The organism is Calothrix sp. 336/3 (assembly GCF_000734895.2).
Lineage (GTDB): Bacteria > Cyanobacteriota > Cyanobacteriia > Cyanobacteriales > Nostocaceae > 336-3.
Genome location: NZ_CP011382.1, coordinates 867,276 through 888,702, shown reverse-complemented (window position 1 = coordinate 888,702; position 21,427 = coordinate 867,276). Strand labels below are relative to the sequence as shown.

Below are 21,427 nucleotides of genomic sequence, written 5' to 3'. Positions count from 1 at the left end.
ACTCGGTAGGATAGTGTAGCCTAACTAATAGCGATGCTTTGTCTTAATCCTCCCATCCATGACCACAAATTTCCTAAGCCATCTTAACCCTAGTCAACGCCGTGCTGTTGAGCATTTTTGTGGACCTTTGTTAGTCGTTGCGGGTGCAGGTTCTGGCAAAACAAGGGCACTTACCTATCGGATCGCCAATCTGATTTTACAACATCGGGTTGACCCAGAGAATATCTTGGCGGTAACTTTTACCAACAAAGCTGCACGGGAAATGAAGGAGCGGATCCAAAAATTGTTTGCCGAGCAGTTAGCTCTGTCTGAGTATGGGGAAAAGTTCGATTTATTACCAGAACATCAACAAACTCAGTTGCGATCGCAGGTGTGGCGACATTATATCAAAGACTTGTGGTGTGGCACTTTCCATAGTCTTTTGTCGCGGATTCTCCGCTTAGATATTGAGAAGTATCAGGATGAACGAGGACGTACTTGGAACCGTAATTTTTCGATTTTTGATGATAGTGATGCTCAAAGTTTAGTTAAGGAGATTGTCACCAAGCAGTTAAATTTGGATGACAAGAAATTTGAACCTCGTTCTGTACGCTACACCATTAGTAATGCCAAAAACCAGGGTTTATCACCCCAGGAATTCGCCAAGGAACAGCCAAATTATCGGGGTAGGGTAATTTCGGAAGTTTACAGCTTATATCAAGATAAATTGGCAGAAAATAATGCCCTGGATTTTGATGATTTAATCTTGATTCCTGTGAGGTTATTTCAACAGAATGAGCATGTCTTGGGGTATTGGCATCGGAAATTTTGCCATATCTTGGTAGATGAATATCAAGATACTAATCGCACCCAATATGATTTAATTAGCTTGCTGGCTACCCACGGAGAAACTAATAAGAAACAGTGGAATTGGAATAACCGTTCTGTGTTTGTGGTGGGAGATGCTGACCAATCGATTTATTCTTTTAGAATGGCTGACTTTACCATTCTTCTAGACTTTCAGCAAGATTTTGGGGATGGTTTAGAGGATGAAGGTACGGATACGATGGTGAAATTAGAAGAGAACTATCGTTCCTGTGAAAATATCCTTCAAGCTGCTAACCACTTGATTGAAAATAATACCCAACGGATTGATAAGGTTCTGAAAGCAACGAGGGGAGCAGGGGAACAAATCTTCTTTTTCAAAGCAGATGATGAGATTGCAGAAGCAGAATTCGTTATCCAGCAAATTCGTAATCTAGAAAGACAAAATCCAGAAATTCACTGGGGTAATTTTGCCATTCTATACCGTACTAATGCCCAATCTCGACCCTTTGAAGATATTCTCGTACGCAATCAAATTCCCTACACCGTGGTGGGAGGTTTAAAATTTTACGATCGCAAGGAAATTAAGGACGTTCTCGGTTATTTGCGGGCGATCGCCAACCCCGCAGATACCCTAAGTCTGATGCGGGTAATCAATACACCCCGTCGCGGTATCGGGAAAGCAACCATTGATAACCTGGTAAATGCATCCCAGGAACTAGGTGTCACCCTGTGGGAAATACTCAGCGACGAAACATCTGTTAATACCCTAGCTGGGCGATCGGCTAAATCTGTCAATGGATTTGCTAAAATGATTGACAAGTGGCGTAATCAACTAGATACGACTCCCGTACCAGAGCTACTGCAAGGGATTTTAGAGGATTCTGGTTATGTCACAGACTTGCAAACCCAGGGAACGGACGAAGCGGAAGATAGGTTACAGAACGTCCAGGAATTGTATAATGCGACATTGCAATTCGCCGAAGAAAACGAAGAAGTTTCTCTGCAAAACTTCCTTTCCAGTACCGCACTTAGTTCCGATTTAGATAACCTCAAGGAGGGAGAAACTGCGGTTTCCTTGATGACTCTCCACGCATCCAAGGGGCTAGAATTCCCCATAGTTTTCCTGGTAGGGTTGGAACAGGGATTATTCCCTAATTATCGCTCCATGAATGACCCAAAAGCCTTGGAAGAGGAACGCAGACTTTGTTATGTGGGAATTACCCGCGCTCAAGAACGGTTGTTTCTCTCCCACGCACGGGAAAGACGCTTGTATGGTTCACGGGAACCCGCAATGCGATCGCAGTTTCTTGATGAGTTACCCCCAGAGTTGCTGACTTCTGGTTATAAAGTGCAGCGAGTCGCCAAAAGCACATCAGCAAATTTCAGACAGGCAACAAATAGTGATACCTGGGCGGTGGGAGATAAAGTGTTACATAAAACATTTGGATTGGGTGAAATTACCCATGTATTTGGTGTGGGGAATAAGGTTTCTGTGGCAATTAAATTCGCCAGCTTAGGACAGAAGATTGTTGACCCCAGGGTAGCACAGTTGCAGAAAATGGGTTAGGTGATGGGTAATAATTTGCTCCTGATGATAACAGAACCCGTCAGGAACTCGTACAGGGATTCGTTTAAATTGCAACTAAATCGCTTGTTGGAGTTTCACCAATTATGTAGTCTCAATCCCTGATAGGGATTAGTTTAATAAGATGAATAGCTTGTGGTGATTCTCCCGCAGCTTTCCACTGTGCAGAATGCAGGAAAATATTCTTAGTTATTTCTGGTTCTAAACGGGTGATATACACCATTTTTAGCCATAAAAGTCGAGGGTATTTTATTATGAATTAATTCGGCGATCGCCAAGAGCGTGATCAACAGAACTGATAAGATTAAAAAATAAAGCATGGTAGTGTCTCCCTGTTAGGTAATTAGGGTAGATGGGAGATTGGGGAATTATATTTAAAACTAAACTATGGGGCATTTTTTCTCTTTTTAATTTTCGATATGCTAGCTCTTGACTCCACAGTAAACCGAGGAATCTCTTCCAATTCATCCTCACTTAAACTATACTGTTCACATACCAAGCTCAAGCGATTACCGGGAGTTTTGACAGGATTGACTGAGTGGGTTAAATCACCCTGAAAATACACCAAACTATTTACCTGTGGTTTAATTTGCCCAACTTGTCTTTTTTGACAGCGTAATATCAGTTCCCCCCCTTCCATATTTTCTGGTACACGCACATAGAGAACACTCACAAAAGCTGGTGGTTCAATAGTCTTACAATAGGAACGTAGGGAGCGATCGATATGAGGATCGACACGGGAACCTTCTTTCAACAATAGAGGATTAAGATAAAAAGCATTGCAATTATCTAAAATAGCTACATCTAAATAAGGTTGAAAAAATGGAAACTTTTCCACAACTTCCATTATCCCAGATTGTTGAAAGACTACAGAAAACCCTTTAGTAGCGATAAAATCCCGATTCAGGTTATTAACAGAAAAGTAAGGGCTAGAGTTAATTTCTCCCCATAAGTCATTGAGGTAAGTAGTAGGGAAAGTATTGGTTTGTTGACGATAGTATTTCAAGATGACTTAGGAAAATAAGATGGATAGAGATTATGTATTTTACATCGTTAGATATAGCGTTTCCCAGTCAACTGAAATACACCCCACCCGCGCTGTCGCGCACCCTCACGCCATTTGCTACAAGTCGGGAAACCCGCCCAACGCAGTGGCTCCCCTTGCCAAGGCTACGGTGTACACACAAGTCTTAAAATTTCCCCTAGCACTTGGTTTCGTCATTTAGATTTAGGTTGTGCGATCGCTCTGGAAGCCTGTCATTGCGAGGAGGAACGACGTTCGCGCAGCGTGTCGCTTTGCGACTCAGCAATCGCAAAAACCACGGGATTATGTGATTACTTCGCTCCGCTATCGCTGCGCTCGTAATGACAATTTAAGGGGTCTATAACGCCTGAAACCCTTACAGCTACCACTTGTGTGTACACCGTAGCCCCGAAATCGGGGAGGGCTGGGGAGGGGTTCTTCAATACCTCACTAGAATGAAAAACGCTATACCAATTCACAATGCTCCCTGCGGGAGAGCTAACGCTAACGCAATTAAAAAACTTAGATGCAGCAAAGCTTTCAGGATTTACATCTGTATCAGATTTTTCGTGAAATGGTGTAAGCCCTTTTTTGTCACTCTGGGAAAAGAAAAATCAAAGTCAAATTTTCAACTCTAGATAGAACATGCATTTGAGCGTTTATTTTCTAACACAATGGCTGAAATTATGTTTTTTTAATAAAAGCCTTATGCTGTAAGCATTTCAGACTATTCTCTCCCCGTAGTAACAAAAGAGGGGTAAGGGTTGAGCAATGCTAAACTCCTAACTGTTGAATTATTTTTTCAAATTGCTATGACAATTACCGTGAATTATGAATTTACAATACTATTCAATGCATCGATAATGGCGGGGATATCATCACTTTCAGTTTCGTGAATTAAATCCACAGCTTTATTTAAAGTCCGACTAGGATTGATCAGCAATTTCCCTAAGAATGCCACTTTGGTATCAATCATGGCAATAATTCCCTGTTGTACGACAAAATTCTGCCCTGCTAGTAGTTCTGCTAGATTCCAAGCTTCTTGACGGGCTTTAGTCATACTGAAAGTCATGAGCCATTCATCAGTTTTACCCCCTAATTTGTCGAGGATATCCAATAACGGGGAAAATTTTCCAACTATCCCTTGTACCCCGTCTAGTAACTCTCCAATAATATGGTTGACTGTATCGTAATCTTGACGGAATGTGGGTAATTTGGAGTCGGGATTAATTTGTGCTGCGACAATCCCTAAATCTAAATTAATATGGGCGTTAATTCCTAAAAGTAAGTGTTGCAAAACTAAATAATCGGGATGTGTAGTTGCTTCTAAGGCTACCTTCCAACTTTTTGTGGGTTTACCATGTTTTTGATAATCATCAAGGGCTTGGAAGTAGCGATTGGCGAATTTTGTGGCGAATCTTTCCATACGGGAATTATCTTCAAATAGATGACTTTCAATTCCCTGGTTGATTTTCAATGTCACCTGACGGTAAAGGGCAGCAAATAAACCTGTGCGATCGCAGTTCCTTTTTGCTTCTGCAATTATATCTTCTAAGTGGCGCATCACCTGTTCTGTATTTTTTGCTTGCATGTAGCTCTCCGAGAACATCTTTTCACATCCTTACCAACCTAAAAGTGCGGTAAGTAATCCGGTTTAATCAAAGGTATAGCGTTTCCGAAATACAACCCCACCCGCCCTATTGGGCACCCTCCCCGATTTCGAGGAGGGCTGGGGAGGGGTTCTTCTATACCTCACTAGAATGAAAAACGCTATAGGATGTATTAGGCATAGCCGTAACGCATCAAAGTCTTATTCTGCATGGGTTACGCTGCGCTAACCCATCCTATAGAGGTTTTATATTTATAGGAAATATTAACTCTTAACTGCTTTAACACTTACCCTTACTACCATTTGGCATAGTAGCGCCGCAGAAGTTAGCAAAGTTAAGTTTGATACCACTGAGGGTGGTTCCTTGGAGGTTCGCCCCACGGAGATTAGCGCGGGTGAGATCGGCATTGCTGAGGTTTGCGCCGCTCAAATCTGCCCCACTCAGGTTTGCCTCAAACAAGTCTGCTTGGCTCAAGTTGGCAGTTTTCAGGTTAGCTCCGCTTAAATTAGTTCTTCTGAGGTTGGTTTTGCTGAGGTTGTTGCCACTGAGATCAACGTTGCTGAGATTCAAACCACTGAGGTTTGTGCCACTGAGTTGCATAGAGCGTAAATTCGCACCTTCCAGGTTGCTGCTGCGGAGAATCGCATTACTGAGAATGGAATTGCTCAAGTCTGCTCCTCGCAGATTGGCATTAGCTAAATCCACACCCGTGAGGTTTGCCCCTCGCAAGTCGGAGGTGAGGAGGTTGGCATTATTGAGTTTAGTTTGGCTGAGGTTGGCGTTGTTGAGGTAGGAGCGGGAGAGTTTTGCCTCGGTGAGAATTGAGTTACTCAGGTTTGCTGATTCCAGGAAAGCATTACTGAGGTTAGCTTGCTTGAGGTTAGTTTGGCTGAGATTAGCGTTGCGAAAATCTGTGGCTTGGAGTTTACCTTTTTCCAGGTTGGCATTGCTGAAGTTACTATTACGCAAATCACTGAGAAACAAACTAGCAGAGGTGAGGTTAGCTTGTTGGAAATTGACGTTATTCAGTAGGGTAGCTTCCAGGGTGGCATTTTCCAGATTTGCACCTTGGAGGTTAAAGTTACGTAGATCTAAACCGTTGAGATTTGCTCCTGACAAGTCAGCTTTACTGAGATCAGGATTTGTGACTTTGCCATTAACTAGGTTAAAAACTTCTCGCCATTTTCGCTCAATGACTGTGCGATCGCTTACAACTGTATTGTGCCATTTTACTCCTGCTAACTTGGCGTTTTCTAAGTTGGCATCTTCTAGGTTAGCATTGCGCAGGTCGGCATCCTTGAGGTTTGCTCCCCGCAGAAATGCTCCCCGTAAATCGGCTGCGTTGAGATTTGCCCCTTGGAGGTTTGCCCCTTTGAGGTTTGCCTGACGCAGATAAAAACCCCGTAGATTGGCTTTCTCTAAGTTACATCCGGCACATTGACGGGTTTCTTTGAGTTTCTGGATGTCACCAGCATCAGCTGCATAGGCAGTTGGCAGGAACATCAGAAGGAACAGGAGAGCGATAGAGGGCTGGAAACCTCTCACCAAATTTTTCATCGCCTTGCCCAGGTTTTGCAAAATAACTTCAACCAACAATCCTACATTGACAATCCTGAAAATCGCAGCTATGCAATGTATCAAAAAATTAGCTACAGTAGTAAGTATTTTGAGCTTTTTACTAGTTGTCAAGGCAACTGAAGCCGCAGAATCACCGATTATTCTGAGTCAGAATATTTTACAGGAAAAGTTAAAAGACCCCAATTACTGGTCTAACTTGTGTTATTTGCAGCAGCAGGCGGGGCAGTATGAGGCAGCCTTGGCGGCTTGTGAGCAGGCAATTTCTCTGAAAACCCGCAACCCTTTGTATTGGGCAGATCATGCTGGGGTGTTGTTGAAGTTGAAGAAATATCCGGAGGCGATCGTCAGTGCAGATCGAGCTTTGCAGTTTGACAAAAAGACTTCCTTGGCGTTGAGTTACAAGTGTATGGCGTTGAATGCTCTGAATCGTAACGAAGATGCTTTGGATATCTGCAACCAAGCTTTGAAGGTGGATGGCAATTGGGGCAAGGAATCACCGAGGTTAGCTTGGGTACATCGGGGGGTGATTTTGACTCAGCAGGATGAGTATGCCCAGGCGATGATTGCCTTTGATAGAAGTCTGTTGTTGGAACCGAAGGACTCTCTGACTCTGGCATACAAATGTTATTTATTTAACAAGATTGAGCAGCATGAGCAGGCGATCGCCAGTTGTAATCAAGCCCTAGCGGGTAATGGTAACTGGGGTGATAAGAGTCAAACCTTTGCCCTTGCTAACCGTGCCATGGCATATACAAAAATCAATGAGTTCACCGTGGCGATCGCCGACTATGACAAATTACTTACCCTGGATGCCAATGATTACCAGGCTTGGGCAGGGCAGGGTTTAGTATTACAAAAATTAAATCGTTACGCAGAAGCACGGACATCCTACGAGCGTTCGGTGGCGATTAATCCCAAGTATTCCCTGGCACAGGTGGGGCGTTGTGCGATGCTCAACCGTAGCAAGCAGTATGAGGAAGCAGTGAAAGCTTGTGATGCTGCCATTGCTGGGGATGGGATGTGGCATGATTTTGGGGCTGCCCAAGCTTGGAATGAGCGCGGTGTGGGATTAATTGGGGCAGGGAAATATGAGGATGGTTTGGCATCGGTAAACCGAGCGGTGGGGATGAGAACAGACTATGCCGAAGCTTGGAGCAACCGCAGTGTGGCGCTGTGGCATTTGCAACAATACCCAGAAGCTATGGCATCTACAGAAAAGGCGATCGCCCTGAATGCAGGTTTTGCCCCTGCTTGGTTTAACCGTGGCAGAATCTGGAGTAAACAACAGCAGTATCGCAATGCTTTGATTGCCTACAGTAAATCCCTAGCCATTCAACCGAATAACTACGAAGGATGGGCAAACTACAGTGTTGTGTTGTGGCATTTACAACAATATCCCGCCGCCCTTGCCTCCACAGACAGAGCGATCGCCCTGAATATGAATGCCTACGAAGGATGGTATAACCGAGGTTTAGTTTTGACATCCATGGCACGTCATCAAGATGCTCTCAAAGCTTACAATCGAGCGATAAAAATCAATCCCCAAAGCGCCGAAGCCATGACGGGTAAAGGTTTGGTTCTCGCCAAAATGCAACGTTATCCCCAGGCGATCGCGGCTTTACAAGTTGCTTTAAAACTCAACCCCAATCAAAGTCTGGCAAAGGCAACATTGAAAGTAGTTATGCAGGAGCAAGGGAAGGAGAAGGGGAGTCAGGAGTGAGTCATTAAAATAATTCGTAATTCGTAATTCGTAATTCGTAATGCGGGGGAGCTAACGCTAACGTAATTACGTTTTGTGACGGGGATTTAAACCCCGATACAAAACACGCTGCTTATATAAGCTCTTTACTTAAACCCCCAAAGTTGGTTAATTCTTATCTCTTCCAGTTTCCCCGGCTATAACAGTAATATTGCGGTTAAGCTTGGCAGTGATTGATACCTATTTTTATCTTTATAGAAAAATTTCATGGCTATACAAAAAATTCCCCAGGTACTGTTAAAGAGTTATCTCAAGCGGTTTCCCCTCGACAGACGGTTAGAGAAGTATAACTATTTCAAAAAGTTCAAGAAACAGTATGCTTGGCTTCAGCCGATTTTAGAGGAAATACAGGGGGAATTATTTCCGGAGCCAGAGCCAATAGTTGATTCTCAGAAAGTTGTCACGGCGATCGCTCCCTTACCAACTGCCGCAGGTGTACACTTTGGGGATTCACCCTATCAGCGTTATCGTTGTTTGTCTGGGGATCCTCTGAGATGTGACAAAGCTTGTGGTGAGGATGAAATAAGGCTAAAAGCTTGTAATTCCTGTGGTTTTCCCACGTTATTGCCGGAAAAAGCTGAGATTCGCGGGCAGTTGGGAACCTATCAAATTGAAGATTATATCGGTAGGAGGGGTTTGGGAAGACTCTACCGTGCAACTCAACAGGGAATGAATCTACCTGTGGTAATTAAGGAATATTTGCTACCGGGGAGATATTTTAATGCAGGTGAGGCACGGTTACAAAAGCAAATTTTTCAGAGCGTTGCTGGTGTTGATTTAGCGGATGGAAGAAGTCAAGATTTACGCTTACTCGAACCCTTGGAAGCAATTGTCGATGATATTGAGGAACGTTGTTACCTCGTCATGGATGAACGTTACCTGAATCCGACTTTGAATAGTTATCTGACTAGGGAAAAAATGACATCCCTTCAGGTGCGTTGGGTATTGAATCAAGGATTACAAACCTTAATCTTTCTCCATGGGCAAAAGTTTCGGTTTCCCTCTGGGCAAGTTCAGGATGGGATTGCTCATGGTAATCTCAGCTTGGATAATTTGTTATTAGTTGCTAGTGGTGCGGATGAGTTTGTACCTGTAGAGGGGCAGAAAAATCTGGATTTTTATCTCTATTTCTGTGATTTGGCAGTTTGGGAACAGTTATTTTTGCCTTTGGTGAAACCGACTGTCAAGGAAAAGTATCACGATTTAATTTCTCTGGGTTATGTGGCTTTTTATCTCCTGACTGGTAGGGTAATTACTGAAGAAGGAGAACCTTTGGATCCTCGGCAAGAGTCCCATTGGCAGGGTGTGGAACCCCATCTCAAAGCTTTTATTCTGCGGTTGATGCAGATTGAGATGCCTTTTGTCAATGCGGAAGTCGCAAGGAAAGAGTTATTAAAGTTACCTCAACCAGAGTTTGTTTCTGCCGCAGATGTGACAGAGGAAGGGGAGGTGACTACCAGCAAACCACAAATTCCCGTCAAAGTTTTACTTCTAGGTGCTTTAGGTTTGGGTGTGATTGGGGGGCTTGCTTGGTTGTTATTTGGCAAACCGCAGTTAAGTAATGCAGCGAAAACACCCCAGGTATGTTGTTTAAAGGATGTGGGGGCGATTCCTCCGGGTAAATTTGCTTATACCGCCACGAATCAGGGTATTTGGCATTACATCCTCCAGCAACGAGATTTGATTCAGAAGGGGCAAACTCTAGAGGAGCGCTTACAAGCTGCCCAACCAAAACTACAATTAATCTATGAACCCGCAGAATCGACGGATGAGGCGATCTCCAAGGTGAGAAATGGACAAGCTGCGTTTGCGATCGCTCCCTTAATTCACCCCCTACCTTCAGATTTACAAGCTCAGGAAATTGCCTACGATGGATTGGCAGTATTTGTATCCTTTAGTTATTCCCAACGAGAGAAGGGATTACCGGAGCAACTCCAAGGCAAATTGACGCTGACACAATTACAACAACTCTACGGTAAAGGGGTGGATAACTGGCAGGAATTCACGAATTCTACCCTACCAGTGAAAACCTATACTCCCGACAATAAAGAAGCGATGGAAGTCTTCCAGCAGAAGGTTTTACCCGGAAATGAGGAGAGTCAGTCTTTATCTTTACCGGAATTTGAGATGATGCGGACAGTGATTCGAGATTTTGAATCTGCCAAAGTTGGGGCGATCGGTTTTAGTTCCCTGGCAAAAATTACTAGTCAATGTTCTGTGTATCCTTTAGCACTGCAAACATCAGGAAAAAATCCTGTCCAACCCTTAGTATTTAAGAATGGTAAAGCCATAGAACCCAGTACAGACTTGTGCGATCGCAAAGGAAACTACCATCCAGATGCAGCAGCAATTAGAAGTGGACGTTATCCTCTAGGGTACGCGATCGCTGTTATCTATCCACGGGATAATAATCGTCCGGCGATCGGTGAAAAATTTGCTACTATCTTGAAAACTAGGGAAGGACAACGTTTGTTAGGTGAGATGGGATTAGTTCCACTGGAGTAATGAAAATCATTCGTAATTAGGGATTGCTGAATCCAACCAGACAGCAAAGGCGATCGCCCGATTCTAGGAAAATTTTGTCACACAAGCACAAAAGCCAGATTTTCGGTAGGCGATCGCTTTCAATATGTTAAATATCATACCCTTGTCAAGTCACACTCACCTTAAATTGTCCGGCATAATTAATCTTAATCACCCCACCCCAAGCACAATTACAAATAGCTGTATTCGGCAGTGCAGGCATACCATTAATTTTAACTTTCATTGCTCCTGGTTTCCATGGTCCAGTGGGTACAGGAATACATGGCATTGGAGTCAGTACTCCTAGGGCTGCGGCGGTAGCTGATGCAACTATGGGATTAGATAAGGAGGTACACATACCGAAGGGTAAAATATTGGCGATCGGTGCAAAATCCATGACTGTAGCGGCTAACATCCCACTTGCCATGACAGGTGTACCCTTAGGAATCACAATTAAAGAACTTGGTGCAGTACCAAAAGGCACACACTGTAAAGAAGCACCCATACAAACTTGTTGTGGCATTTTTTACTTATCTCCTGATAATGAGTAGGGAGTAGGGAGTAGGGAGTAATCCCTCTTTTGTTACTTTAGGAAGATAATAATCTTAAACCCCTATTTTTACGTCTATTTTCAACAAGGCGATTTAGATGACAAAATTAGGATGCGATCGCACAATCCATTATTTTGTTTAGCTTTCAGAGTAGGGACTATCTTTTTCTCTCCTCGTAGTAACAAAAGAGGGATAAGGAGAAGGGATAAGGGAGTAAGGAGTAGTAAGATTAATTTGCCAATCCAAGTTTCTGAACTATTACTTCACCACATTAAGCAAGTCAGTGCAATAAAACCAAACTATGTAAAGAAAAGTAAATAAGACTCAAACTCTTTCTTCCCCTGCTCCCTATCCCAAGGAAACCATAGGTGCAGAAACTGTCACATTTGCACTACCTTTGACACTTGTACTTGTACCTTGAACATTTGTCATTGCTGAAGACTTAATATCTATCCCCGATGCACCAAGTTCAATTTTGCTACTACCCATGCTTAAGGTGATACTGGATGCAGAGATTTCAATTTTGCTACCACCGACTTTCAAGGTGATTTTTTGAGAAGCAGTCATTTCAATTTCCCCAGTCGCACTGACAGTAATTTTTCTTCCTTGGTCGTCCATTTTACAGACATTACCACCACTGGTTTTAATTTCTATTTTCTTATTCTTGTCATCCACAGTCACAAGATGATTACCCTTCGTTTGCAGATTAATTACCTGGTCAGTATCATTCATGTCTAATTTGTGACCATACACTGTATTCAGATAGACACCTTTTTTACTACTTCCCTTATCCTCTTCCACAAACTGTAACGTATGACCTGTACGGGTTTTAAAGGTACGTAATCTGACTTTGCTATCAACCACAGACTCAGTGACTGCCACAGGTGGCGCATCCTTACCATTCCAAACGCTACCAATCACAAAGGGACGATGAATATCACCATGTTCAAACCCCACTAACACCTCGTCATTCACCTCTGGGAGACAGTCAAAACCTCGGTCATTACCAGCTCCGGTTGTAACAACTCTTGCCCAGTCGCTTTCATGATCGTTCGTCAGGGTGGGAAATTTAAGTCGCACTCTCCCCCATTTTTTTGGGTCATTATTATTTGTGACAATCCCAATCAGCATGGTTTGTCCAGGTTGCAGACGGGGTTGGGAAGATACAATCGAAAGTAAGTCATCACCCCGTAACCCACGTACACTAAACTCCGTAGTATAAACTCGATTTTGGAAAACGTGACGGGTTTCTGTGACGTAGTAGCTACCGCTATACTTACCCATGTCTGTGAGTTTAATCACCTTCCCCGGACGAATTTGGGGATTTCCTTCCCCTTTCGCATCCGCTTGCACAAATTCACCCGATAATTCGTTATATAAAGCTTGGGCGATCGCCTCCGATTCTTTCTCAGAAAATACAGGTTGATCGACAACAATCATTTTCGGACTACCTTTAAAAGCAGTACTGACTTTTTTCCCACTTCCCTGATCAATCTCTGTCACTACCTGTGCAGTTTGACTACTTTTTGTTGAGACAATAGCTTGTTTCTTTTGATAGTCCCATCCCCGTACTTCCACTGAGCTAACCTGTTCCGCACTGCTAACCTGAACATGAAAACTAGAAATATCCTTTAACCACTTGAGGTTTAAAGTTTTATCAGCCACAGGCTTACGGAAATTTAGCTTACCATCCTGCACAAATAATTCAAACCCATGACGAGCTGCTCGTTCCCGCAGAAACTCCATGTTTGTCTGGTTCTCTTGAAAAATATACCCCACCGGATCGCCAAAACCATAGGGTCCCCCAGTATCATCAATAGTACCTGCCTTAATTCCCACTTCACCGATAACCCGTTTGACAATATCCGTATCTGTCATATTTTGAAACGAACGATTATAGCGTCCCCGGTGTAAACGGTGACTCACGTCGTAACCTCTGATAATTATCGGTGCTTGAGATTCCGGATTAAACTGCGCTTCAATAGCAGTAATTTCCCCCTGAAGCAAAGTCACTTCAGTTTCGTCTTTAAACTCCGTACTTCCAGTGGTACTAGACTGAAAACCAATCTCAATCGATTTTCCGATGGTGAAAGTCTTGTCATACAACCAAGGATTTTCCCCCTGACGGGTAGAAAAATAATCATTGCGAATCAGCAAAGTAAACATCCCCGGTAAATGCAGACTTTCTTCGATGGAAATTTGCAAAATATCATCTAGGAGATTACTATCAGCAGCTTTTCCGTCTATCTTCAGAATGGGAGTAGCAGTATAACTACCAGACATAGAAATTTGATATTAATTTAAAGAAAGATTTTATACCATATATTCCCCTAGCTCAAACGACTACTGCGACTATCACCACCGCGATCGACTTTTGCTGGAGAACCCATACCTGGTTGCGAAGTTGACTCATCAATCTCTTGCAAACTTAAATCCAACTTTGCTCGTACAGGTGTACCATCAGATAAAAACATGGTTAATGTATAAGAAAGATTAGTGATAAAACACCGAATATACTGATATTCTCCCCAAGTAAAAACATAAGTCGGAGGACGTTTTTGCTTGTTTTCTCCACTCTCGAGAAAATTCAAAGCTTTTTCAAACTGCTTGATATAAGCAATTACACTTTTCCCACCACCTTCTTCATAAGTATCAACAATAATATCTTTAATACTCAGTGTACAGGGTTCTGGATACGCAAAGTTAACTTTTGGTAATCCTCTACCAGTTCTTGCTCCCTCATTACTTGTCAATCGAATTTGCTGAGAAAAAGCTAACTGGTTAGGGTTAAACATAAATTCTATCGTACCACCACCATCAGAAGAAATCAGTTGAGCTTTTACTAATGACATTTATTCATCCTCCAAATATGTAATTTTTCTCATTTCAACTTAATTAATAACCTTTTCCATGACGTTCTTTTTCTATCTTTAAACGTTGTCGTAATTGTAAATACATTTCCTGCGCTAGCTTCTCGAAAACATCTCCTGCTTGCTCTTCTTGTTTGGGAATATTGTTATCATCAGTCATTCTTTGAATATCATAATTATTAAAGATGGATATATTATCTTCTTTTAATTGTACTAATTCACTTTGATGGGAAGATGTCTTCTCTTGAGATTGACGTTTAGCTGGTGCTTTTTGACCACGAACTAAGTCATTAAAACTAGACCATTCTGAATTATTAATACTCCTTGATTTTGGCATAGATTCAATGGGAGTTTTACGAACAGAATTTGTCATATCTTTACTGATAAATGAGGAATTCCAAGCTTGTGAATTTTGGAGAGAGTTAAAAGTTGAAATGTTCTCTAAGACTGTTGGCAACTGAATTTCTGAAGATTCACTTTCTGAATAGCTTTGAACTGTTTCTTGAGATTTTTCTCCATCAACCTTTCTCGCAACGAAGAAATCTATTTGTTCATTTGAAATCTTATTATCTTGGTTATTAATACTCTCATGCAAAGGAGATAACTGTATATTGGCAGTATCTTGACTCGTCAGAGGCTTTGATACGAAAATATCAGTAACTAGTTCGTCATCAATAATATCATTTATATTTTCTACTTCTCCCTGAGGTTGAATTAGATTATCTCCTGACTGTGATATGAATTCTGAATTATTTGGTTTTGCTAAAGATGGATGAATAGAAATATCAGGATTATTCCTTGTTACTTCTCCCTGAGGTTGAATTAGATTATCTCCTGACTGCGATATGAATTCTGAATTATTTGGTTTTGCTAAAGATGGAGAAATAGAAATATCAGGATTATTTCTTGCTACTTCTCCATGAGGTTGAATGATATTATCTCCTGACTGTGATATGAATTTTAATTTATCGTCATTTTCCAGGGATTTAGAAGCATAAGTATTAGCAGTTTCTCTATCTGAAACAATATGATTCGTAATTTCTCTCTCTTCCTGAGACTGAATAAGATTGATATCTACAAAATTTTGTACATTTGGCTCTGATAGGATATCATTACCAGATTCACGACTCAGATGAAGATTCACATCTGGAGAAATTGCCGTATCTAAGTTTAATTGTACTTTTTCTGTTGTTTTTGCTCCGAAGTGTGAAGCGACTATATTCTCTTGAGTCTCTATACTTCCTTGAGGTTCCGGACTATCCCTTAATTCATCCAAAGATTTGAGTTGTAATTCTGGTATAGATTCTAAAATCTCATAGTTTTTTGTATTTCGATTAATATCTGATGACTTAATATTATCACCTGTTGTAATAATGTTGTTATGCGAATCCACAACTCTTGATATAAGGTTTTCTCCTTCAAAAGAGCGATTCTCATCATCAGATAAAATATCCTGATTGACTTGAGAAGTATTTTTTTTGTTTACTATATTTGATTGAGGTGATATTTCTGATAAAGATATGCCTAAGGATGAGTTGTTAAATTCATATTCAGATTCAATTAAAGTTTGATTTTGTACAGATTTCTCAGAATTTATATTTTCATCTAGATTATTCTTCTCTACACCAGATAAGGAAGAGGAGAAAATAGCATCATCCTCTTGATGTTGTAATTCAGTTTTGTGATTTTGTCTTTGTAATGAATTTTGAGAAGCTAAATCTACATCTACCGATAAAATACTAATATCATTTGATACATTATTTTTTATCTGTGAATCAACTCTGGAAGTAGTTAAATCTGTATTTTGATGATTTATAAATTGTGAATCTGTTCCTATTGTTGAATCCAGTGATGTCTGAATAATATTTTCGTTTGTTTCAGGAGGATTGGTAAAGTCTAATTGAGATGAAGACTCATTACTATCTTCCCTATGGAGTGAATAATGTTCTTCACTTAAAAATGAATTAGTCGAATCTACATTTAAATTCTGTGAGAGAGGTAATATCGATTCATTCAATGTAGTAGATGGGGATACATTTTCATCTACTGACTTCAACTGTAATATTTTCTGTGAATCTCTCTCATAACCCGCAATCAATTGACTCGCTAAGTTATCAGTATTTACTACCTGTGATAATTCTGGAGTGGGAGTAGAGAGATTGTGATTTTCTGACTGCTGTTGAATTATCGTTGGAGTCTCAGGAGTAGATACTTTTTCGGAATTTATTTCTGTTTGTGAACTTGAGAAATCATTTGCAGATGTTTGTAAATTTCCCTGACTATCATCTTTCAAAGGAGTAGATACAGCAGCAGGAATGTCAGTGAGTATTGTATCAGAGTTGAGATGACTTATATTTGCTGTTTCTATTTGAGGTTGAATAAGATTATTTTGCGACTGTTTTAGTAACTCACTCTCGAAAGAATATTTTTGAATATTCTCAGCTTGTATATTCGACTCTACTGTATTGTCTGAAGGTTGAGTTATATCATTTAATGATGAATTATCTAAATTATCTTTTGTTTGAATTATTTTTTTGAGAGTTGTTTCATCAATCTTAGCTGCTAAATCTTGTCTATTTAATTCTAAAGTAATATCATCATTGGATTCAGATTTTAGCGAAATATCATTATTTGATTTAGATGTTATCTTTACACTTTTATTGACTGACTTCATCTGTAAGCTTTCATCTGAACCTCTCTTAACACTAAAAATATTCTCCTGTTGAAATTGACTAGCTAAGTTATCAGTGTTTACTACCTGTGATAATTCTGAAGTGGGAGTAGAGAGATTGTGATTTTCTGAATGCTGTTGAATTATCGTTGGAGTTTCAGGAGTAGATACTTTTTCGGAATTTCTTTCTGTTTGTGAACTTGAGAAATTATTTGCAGATGTTTGTACATTTCCCTGACTATCATCTTTCAAAGGAGTAGGTACAGCAGCAGGAATATCAGTCATTATTGTATCAGAGTTGAGATGACTTATATTTGCTGTTTCTGTTTGAGGTTGAATCAGATTATTTTGCGACTGTTTTAGTAACTCACTCTCGAAAGAATATTTTTGAATATTCTCAGCTTGTATATTCGACTCTACTGTATTTTCTGAAGGTTGATTTATAGTAACATTATCATTTTGGTATGTTGATGCAATCTGTTGCTGTTTCTGTAATGAATTGTCGGAAGATAAATCTACATCTACCGATAAAATACTAATATCATTTGATACATTATTTTTTATCTGTGAATCAACTCTGGAAGTAGTTAAATCTGTATTTTGATGATTTATAAATTGTGAATATGTTCCTATTGTTGAATCCAGTGATGTCTGAATAATATTTTCGTTTGTTTCAGGAGGATTGGTAAAGTCTAATTGAGATGAAAATTCATTAATCTCTTCCTTGTTAATTGAATAATTTTCTTCACTTAAAAATGAATTAGTCGAATCTACATTTAAATTCTGTGAGAGAGGTAATATCGATTCATTCAATGGAGTAGATGGGGATACATTTTCATCTACTGACTTCAACTGTAATATTTTCTGTGAATCTCTCTCATAACCCGCAATCAATTGACTAGCTAAGTTATCAGTGTTTACTACCTGTGATAATTCTGAAGTGGGGGTAGAGAGATTGTGATTTTCTGAATGCTGTTGAATTATCGTCGAAGTCTCAGGAGTAGATACTTTTGCGGAATTTATTTCTGTTTGTGAACTTGAGAAATCATTTGCAGATGTTTGTACATTTTCCTGACTATCATCTTTCAAAGGAGTAGGTACAGCAGCAGGAATATCAGTGAGTATTGTATCAGAGTTGAGATGACTTATATTTGTTGTTTCTGTTTGAGGTTGAATCAGATTATTTTGCGACTGTTTTAATAACTCACTATCTAGAGAGTATTTTTGACTATTCTCAATTGGTGTATTTGATTCTAGTGTATTTTCTGGATGTGGAGTTATAGCAACATTATCATCTTGATATGTTGATGCAATCTGTTGCTGTTTCTGTAATGAATTGTCGGAAGATAAATCTACATCTATCGAGAAAATATTAATATCATTTGATACATTATTTTTTATCTGTGAATCAGTTCTGGAAGTAGTTAAATCTGTATTTTGATGATTTATAAATTGTGAATCTATTCCTATTGTTGAATCCAGTGATGTCTGAATAATATGTTCGTTTGTTTCAGGAGAATTGCTAAAGTCTAATTGAGATGAAAATTCATTAATCTCTTCCTTATTAATTGAATAATTTTCTTCACTTAAAAATGAATTAGTCGAATCTACATTTAAATTCTGTGAGAGAGGTAATATCGATTCATTCAATGGAGTAGATGGGAATACATTTTCATTTACTGACTTCATCTGTAAGCTTTCATCCGCACCTCTCTCAGCACTAGAAATATTCTCCTGTTGAAATTGACTAGCTAAGTTATCAGTTTTTACTACCTGTAATAATTCTGGAGTGGGGGTAGAGAGATTGTGATTTTCTGACTGCTGTTGAATTATTGTCGAAGTCTCAGGAGTAGATGCTTTTTCGGAATTTATTTCTGTTTGCGAACTTGAGAAATTATTTGCATGTATTTGTATATTTTTAAATATATTTTCTTCATCTTCTTTCAAATCAAGAGTCTCACTAAAACTTTCATCTATATGGAAATTGTCAGAAGAGGAAATCTGCGGTGTTTGCGTGAATTTTGCTTGTAAATCTGGGAGTAAATTTGATAATTCATGCTTACTGCTTATATCTTCCGTACTCTCCGGCAATTTTATCTCAGAGTACTGTTGTATAGAATCCAAAAAATTGGTTTGAGAAATGGGGTTTATTTGATTGGATAGCTGACTGATTGAGTTATTCGCATCTTCATTCTCATCCCTCTGAATCGATAGACGAATTGGTGTGATACTTTCTTCTCTATTGATAAGAGTCTTTTCCTTACTATCTGTAATACTATTTGATAAATTATTTTTTGAGATATTGTTGTTCTCTATAGTTATATCTGAAGTAAGTTCTGAAGAGAAATTCTCTGTCACAAAATCTAATTCTTTTCGTGCAATAGTTGATTTTAAACTGGATGTTTGATAAAAATCATTTTCATCTGTATTACTACTATTAAAAGTCTCATGATTCAGGGATGGAATACTAGAATTTATTTCGTTAAGCGATTCTATCGAATTAGAAGATATAATTCCTTGCTCTTCCCAATATTCACCTATAGACTCAGAAACATTTGAGGTTAAATTAGGATTTTCCTGCTTTGCATTTATTTCTTTTTCAGAAGACAACCTAGCAGTTATATCTATATTCGGTATGTTGTTTTCTTTTTTGTTGACGAATTTTGTTTCTAGATTATCTATTGAATGAATGGATTGTACAGTATCAGAGATAGGAGAATAATTTTTAGTGTCTGTAACAGAGTTGAAATTCTCTGCATTCACGTTCGATATTTCTCCAAAGACTTCTGAAATATCAGAATTTGGCGAATGAAATTTTTCTAGAGGAAGTAAATTGTTTTCTTGATTATTTAATGATACTTGTTTTTGAATATTGTCCGGTGAATTAACTTCTTGATTTATATTAGCTTCTTGGTGATTTAGAGGTTTACTTTGTACTATTAAAGGATGAGTTGTATCTAGAGATAGGGTTGGATGATTTTCTGTTTCCTGAGTTAGAGGTGATAGCTGATGGTTGCCAGAATCTTCTAATGATATTTTGGAATTGAGTTTTTCTGATGGGATATCGGATGATTGCACATATCCTTGGTGATGATTTGTATCTGTTAAAAGCAAAGATTCTTGCTTTGTCTGAATATTAATATGATGATGGATTTCTCCTAATGCTTCATTGTTATAAGTCAATGATGATTGATTGATAATATTTTCTGGAGATTCAACTGCTTGAGAAATATTGGATATCTTTGACGTTTGAATTGATGAACTATTTTCCTGTATCGAATTACTGGTAATAGGTGATACTGAGATAGAGCTTTTTATACCAGGTTTATCGGTTGAAGTAAAATATCTATAATTCTCAGATTCAGAGCTACTGAGATTATCAATTATTGTATTTGATGGTTCTACAAGCAATTTATGATTTGTATGCTGATTATCCAAATCCAAGGACTGTTTCTGAATGTTGCTAGATAAATTATGCGATATATTGTCGTTATTTTCTACAATATTTGACTGTTCAGTACTCAGTATCTCTGGAGAATTTATTTGTAACTTATCTTTCTCTGAAGTATCTATGATATTATCTTTATCAACAAAATTAGCTTCCGATTTATTGACTAAATTTGAATTATGATATTGTGCGTGATAAACTTGATTACTTGGTGTAATTTCTGGATAATTGATAGCTGATAGACTATTATCTGATTTGTCACTTAATACATAATTATCCGGTGTGATAGAATTATCAGATAATAGCTGAATATTTAAGTCTGTATCTGAAGTTAATACATCCTTAGGTATTGAAGATGTATAATCATCATTTAATAAATCTTGAGATTTTGATGATGCTTGCAAATGAGAATTAAGATTAATTTTTTCTCCAATATCTTGATTCTCTTGGTGGAAATCGTTGACGTATCTACTCTGTTGAGAAGTATTTGTTGTTTCTGCGGATGAAATTATAGCATTAGCTTTTATATCATTAATTGAATTATCTGTGTTAGATATAATTGATTCCTTTAGTAATTCACTATTATTGTCTGAATTGAATTTAGGATTAATTATTTTTGAAGATGGATATTGATTTTCATCAGATTGAACTTTTACAAATTCTGTATTTCCCTTTTCTGCATTAGGAATGACTATATTTGCACTAAAATTATTCGGATTATTTGTAATTGTTTGTGGTAAGGAATTATCTACATTTTTTTGTACTTGGTAGTCAGAAAAAAATGGAGAATCTTGGAAATCTCCCCCTAATACGTCATTGTTTTCTAATTTAGGGCTAAAAATATTTTGGTCTAAAATAGATATTGACTGTGTTCCTAAGGGAACGATAAATTGAGGGGTTAATGTTGTTTGACCCAAGGGTTTTGCTGGTAATATTGGGTCTTTTATACCTAGATTCTCGGCGTTTTCTGTCTGCAAATTTGTAGATTCTGACATCTTTTA

The 21,427-nt window shown here is 39.0% G+C and carries 11 protein-coding genes and 1 pseudogene; 4 read left to right on the top strand and 8 right to left on the bottom strand.

Annotated features, from left to right (window positions below):
* Nucleotides 1-58 precede the first annotated feature (58 nt).
* Nucleotides 59-2,374, top strand: a complete 2,316-nt coding sequence (pcrA, locus tag IJ00_RS03550) for a DNA helicase PcrA (protein WP_035150111.1) — start codon at nucleotides 59-61, stop codon at nucleotides 2,372-2,374.
* Between the two features lie 288 nt (nucleotides 2,375-2,662).
* Here the strand turns inward: pcrA and IJ00_RS29535 are convergent.
* A pseudogene (locus tag IJ00_RS29535) lies at nucleotides 2,663-2,788 on the bottom strand (CRISPR-associated endoribonuclease Cas6); the annotation flags it as partial.
* Entirely contained in the window at nucleotides 2,778-3,398 is a 621-nt protein-coding gene (locus IJ00_RS03545) for a 2OG-Fe(II) oxygenase (protein WP_035150109.1), read from the bottom strand. The gene IJ00_RS03545 and the pseudogene IJ00_RS29535, both read right to left, overlap by 11 nt.
* Nucleotides 3,399-3,512: 114 nt before the next feature.
* Here IJ00_RS03545 and IJ00_RS28715 point away from each other — a divergent pair, with 114 nt between their 5' ends.
* Nucleotides 3,513-3,758 carry a hypothetical protein gene (locus IJ00_RS28715; RefSeq protein WP_168163412.1) on the top strand — a complete coding sequence of 82 codons (246 nt, stop codon included), beginning with the start codon at nucleotides 3,513-3,515 and terminating at the stop codon, nucleotides 3,756-3,758.
* Nucleotides 3,759-4,245: 487 nt separating this feature from the next.
* Here IJ00_RS28715 and IJ00_RS03540 read toward each other — a convergent pair whose 3' ends face one another.
* Together IJ00_RS03540 and IJ00_RS03535 are read right to left on the bottom strand one after the other, a co-directional pair.
* Nucleotides 4,246-5,007 (bottom strand): DUF5995 family protein, encoded by a 762-nt coding sequence (locus IJ00_RS03540; RefSeq protein ID WP_035150106.1) that lies wholly within the window; start codon nucleotides 5,005-5,007, stop codon nucleotides 4,246-4,248.
* A 298-nt stretch (nucleotides 5,008-5,305) separates the two neighbouring features.
* On the bottom strand, nucleotides 5,306-6,619 hold the full coding sequence (locus IJ00_RS03535; RefSeq protein ID WP_238178425.1) for a pentapeptide repeat-containing protein: 1,314 nt from the start codon (nucleotides 6,617-6,619) through the stop codon (nucleotides 5,306-5,308).
* Nucleotides 6,620-6,653: 34 nt separating this feature from the next.
* On the opposite strand from IJ00_RS03535, the gene IJ00_RS03530 reads away from it, so the two are divergent.
* A complete protein-coding gene (locus tag IJ00_RS03530) occupies nucleotides 6,654-8,324 on the top strand; it encodes a tetratricopeptide repeat protein (protein WP_238178424.1) in 1,671 nt (556 codons plus the stop codon).
* Between the two features lie 246 nt (nucleotides 8,325-8,570).
* Nucleotides 8,571-10,868: a substrate-binding domain-containing protein gene (locus IJ00_RS03525; protein WP_052754374.1), complete on the top strand. Its 2,298-nt coding sequence runs from the start codon at nucleotides 8,571-8,573 to the stop codon at nucleotides 10,866-10,868.
* Between the two features lie 145 nt (nucleotides 10,869-11,013).
* Here the strand turns inward: IJ00_RS03525 and IJ00_RS03520 are convergent, their stop codons facing one another.
* The 4 genes from IJ00_RS03520 to IJ00_RS03505 all read right to left on the bottom strand — a co-directional run bounded on the left by IJ00_RS03520 (nucleotide 11,014) and on the right by IJ00_RS03505 (nucleotide 21,421).
* Nucleotides 11,014-11,409 (bottom strand): DUF4280 domain-containing protein, encoded by a 396-nt coding sequence (locus IJ00_RS03520; protein ID WP_035150102.1) that lies wholly within the window; start codon nucleotides 11,407-11,409, stop codon nucleotides 11,014-11,016.
* A gap of 376 nt (nucleotides 11,410-11,785) precedes the next feature.
* Entirely contained in the window at nucleotides 11,786-13,720 is a 1,935-nt protein-coding gene (locus tag IJ00_RS03515; RefSeq protein WP_035150099.1) for a VgrG-related protein, read from the bottom strand.
* Between the two features lie 47 nt (nucleotides 13,721-13,767).
* Nucleotides 13,768-14,289 carry a hypothetical protein gene (locus IJ00_RS03510; RefSeq protein WP_035150098.1) on the bottom strand — a complete coding sequence of 174 codons (522 nt, stop codon included), beginning with the start codon at nucleotides 14,287-14,289 and terminating at the stop codon, nucleotides 13,768-13,770.
* A 43-nt stretch (nucleotides 14,290-14,332) separates the two neighbouring features.
* Complete coding sequence (locus IJ00_RS03505) at nucleotides 14,333-21,421, bottom strand: hypothetical protein (RefSeq protein ID WP_035150095.1); 7,089 nt, start codon at nucleotides 21,419-21,421, stop codon at nucleotides 14,333-14,335.
* Between the last annotated feature and the right edge of the window lie 6 nt (nucleotides 21,422-21,427).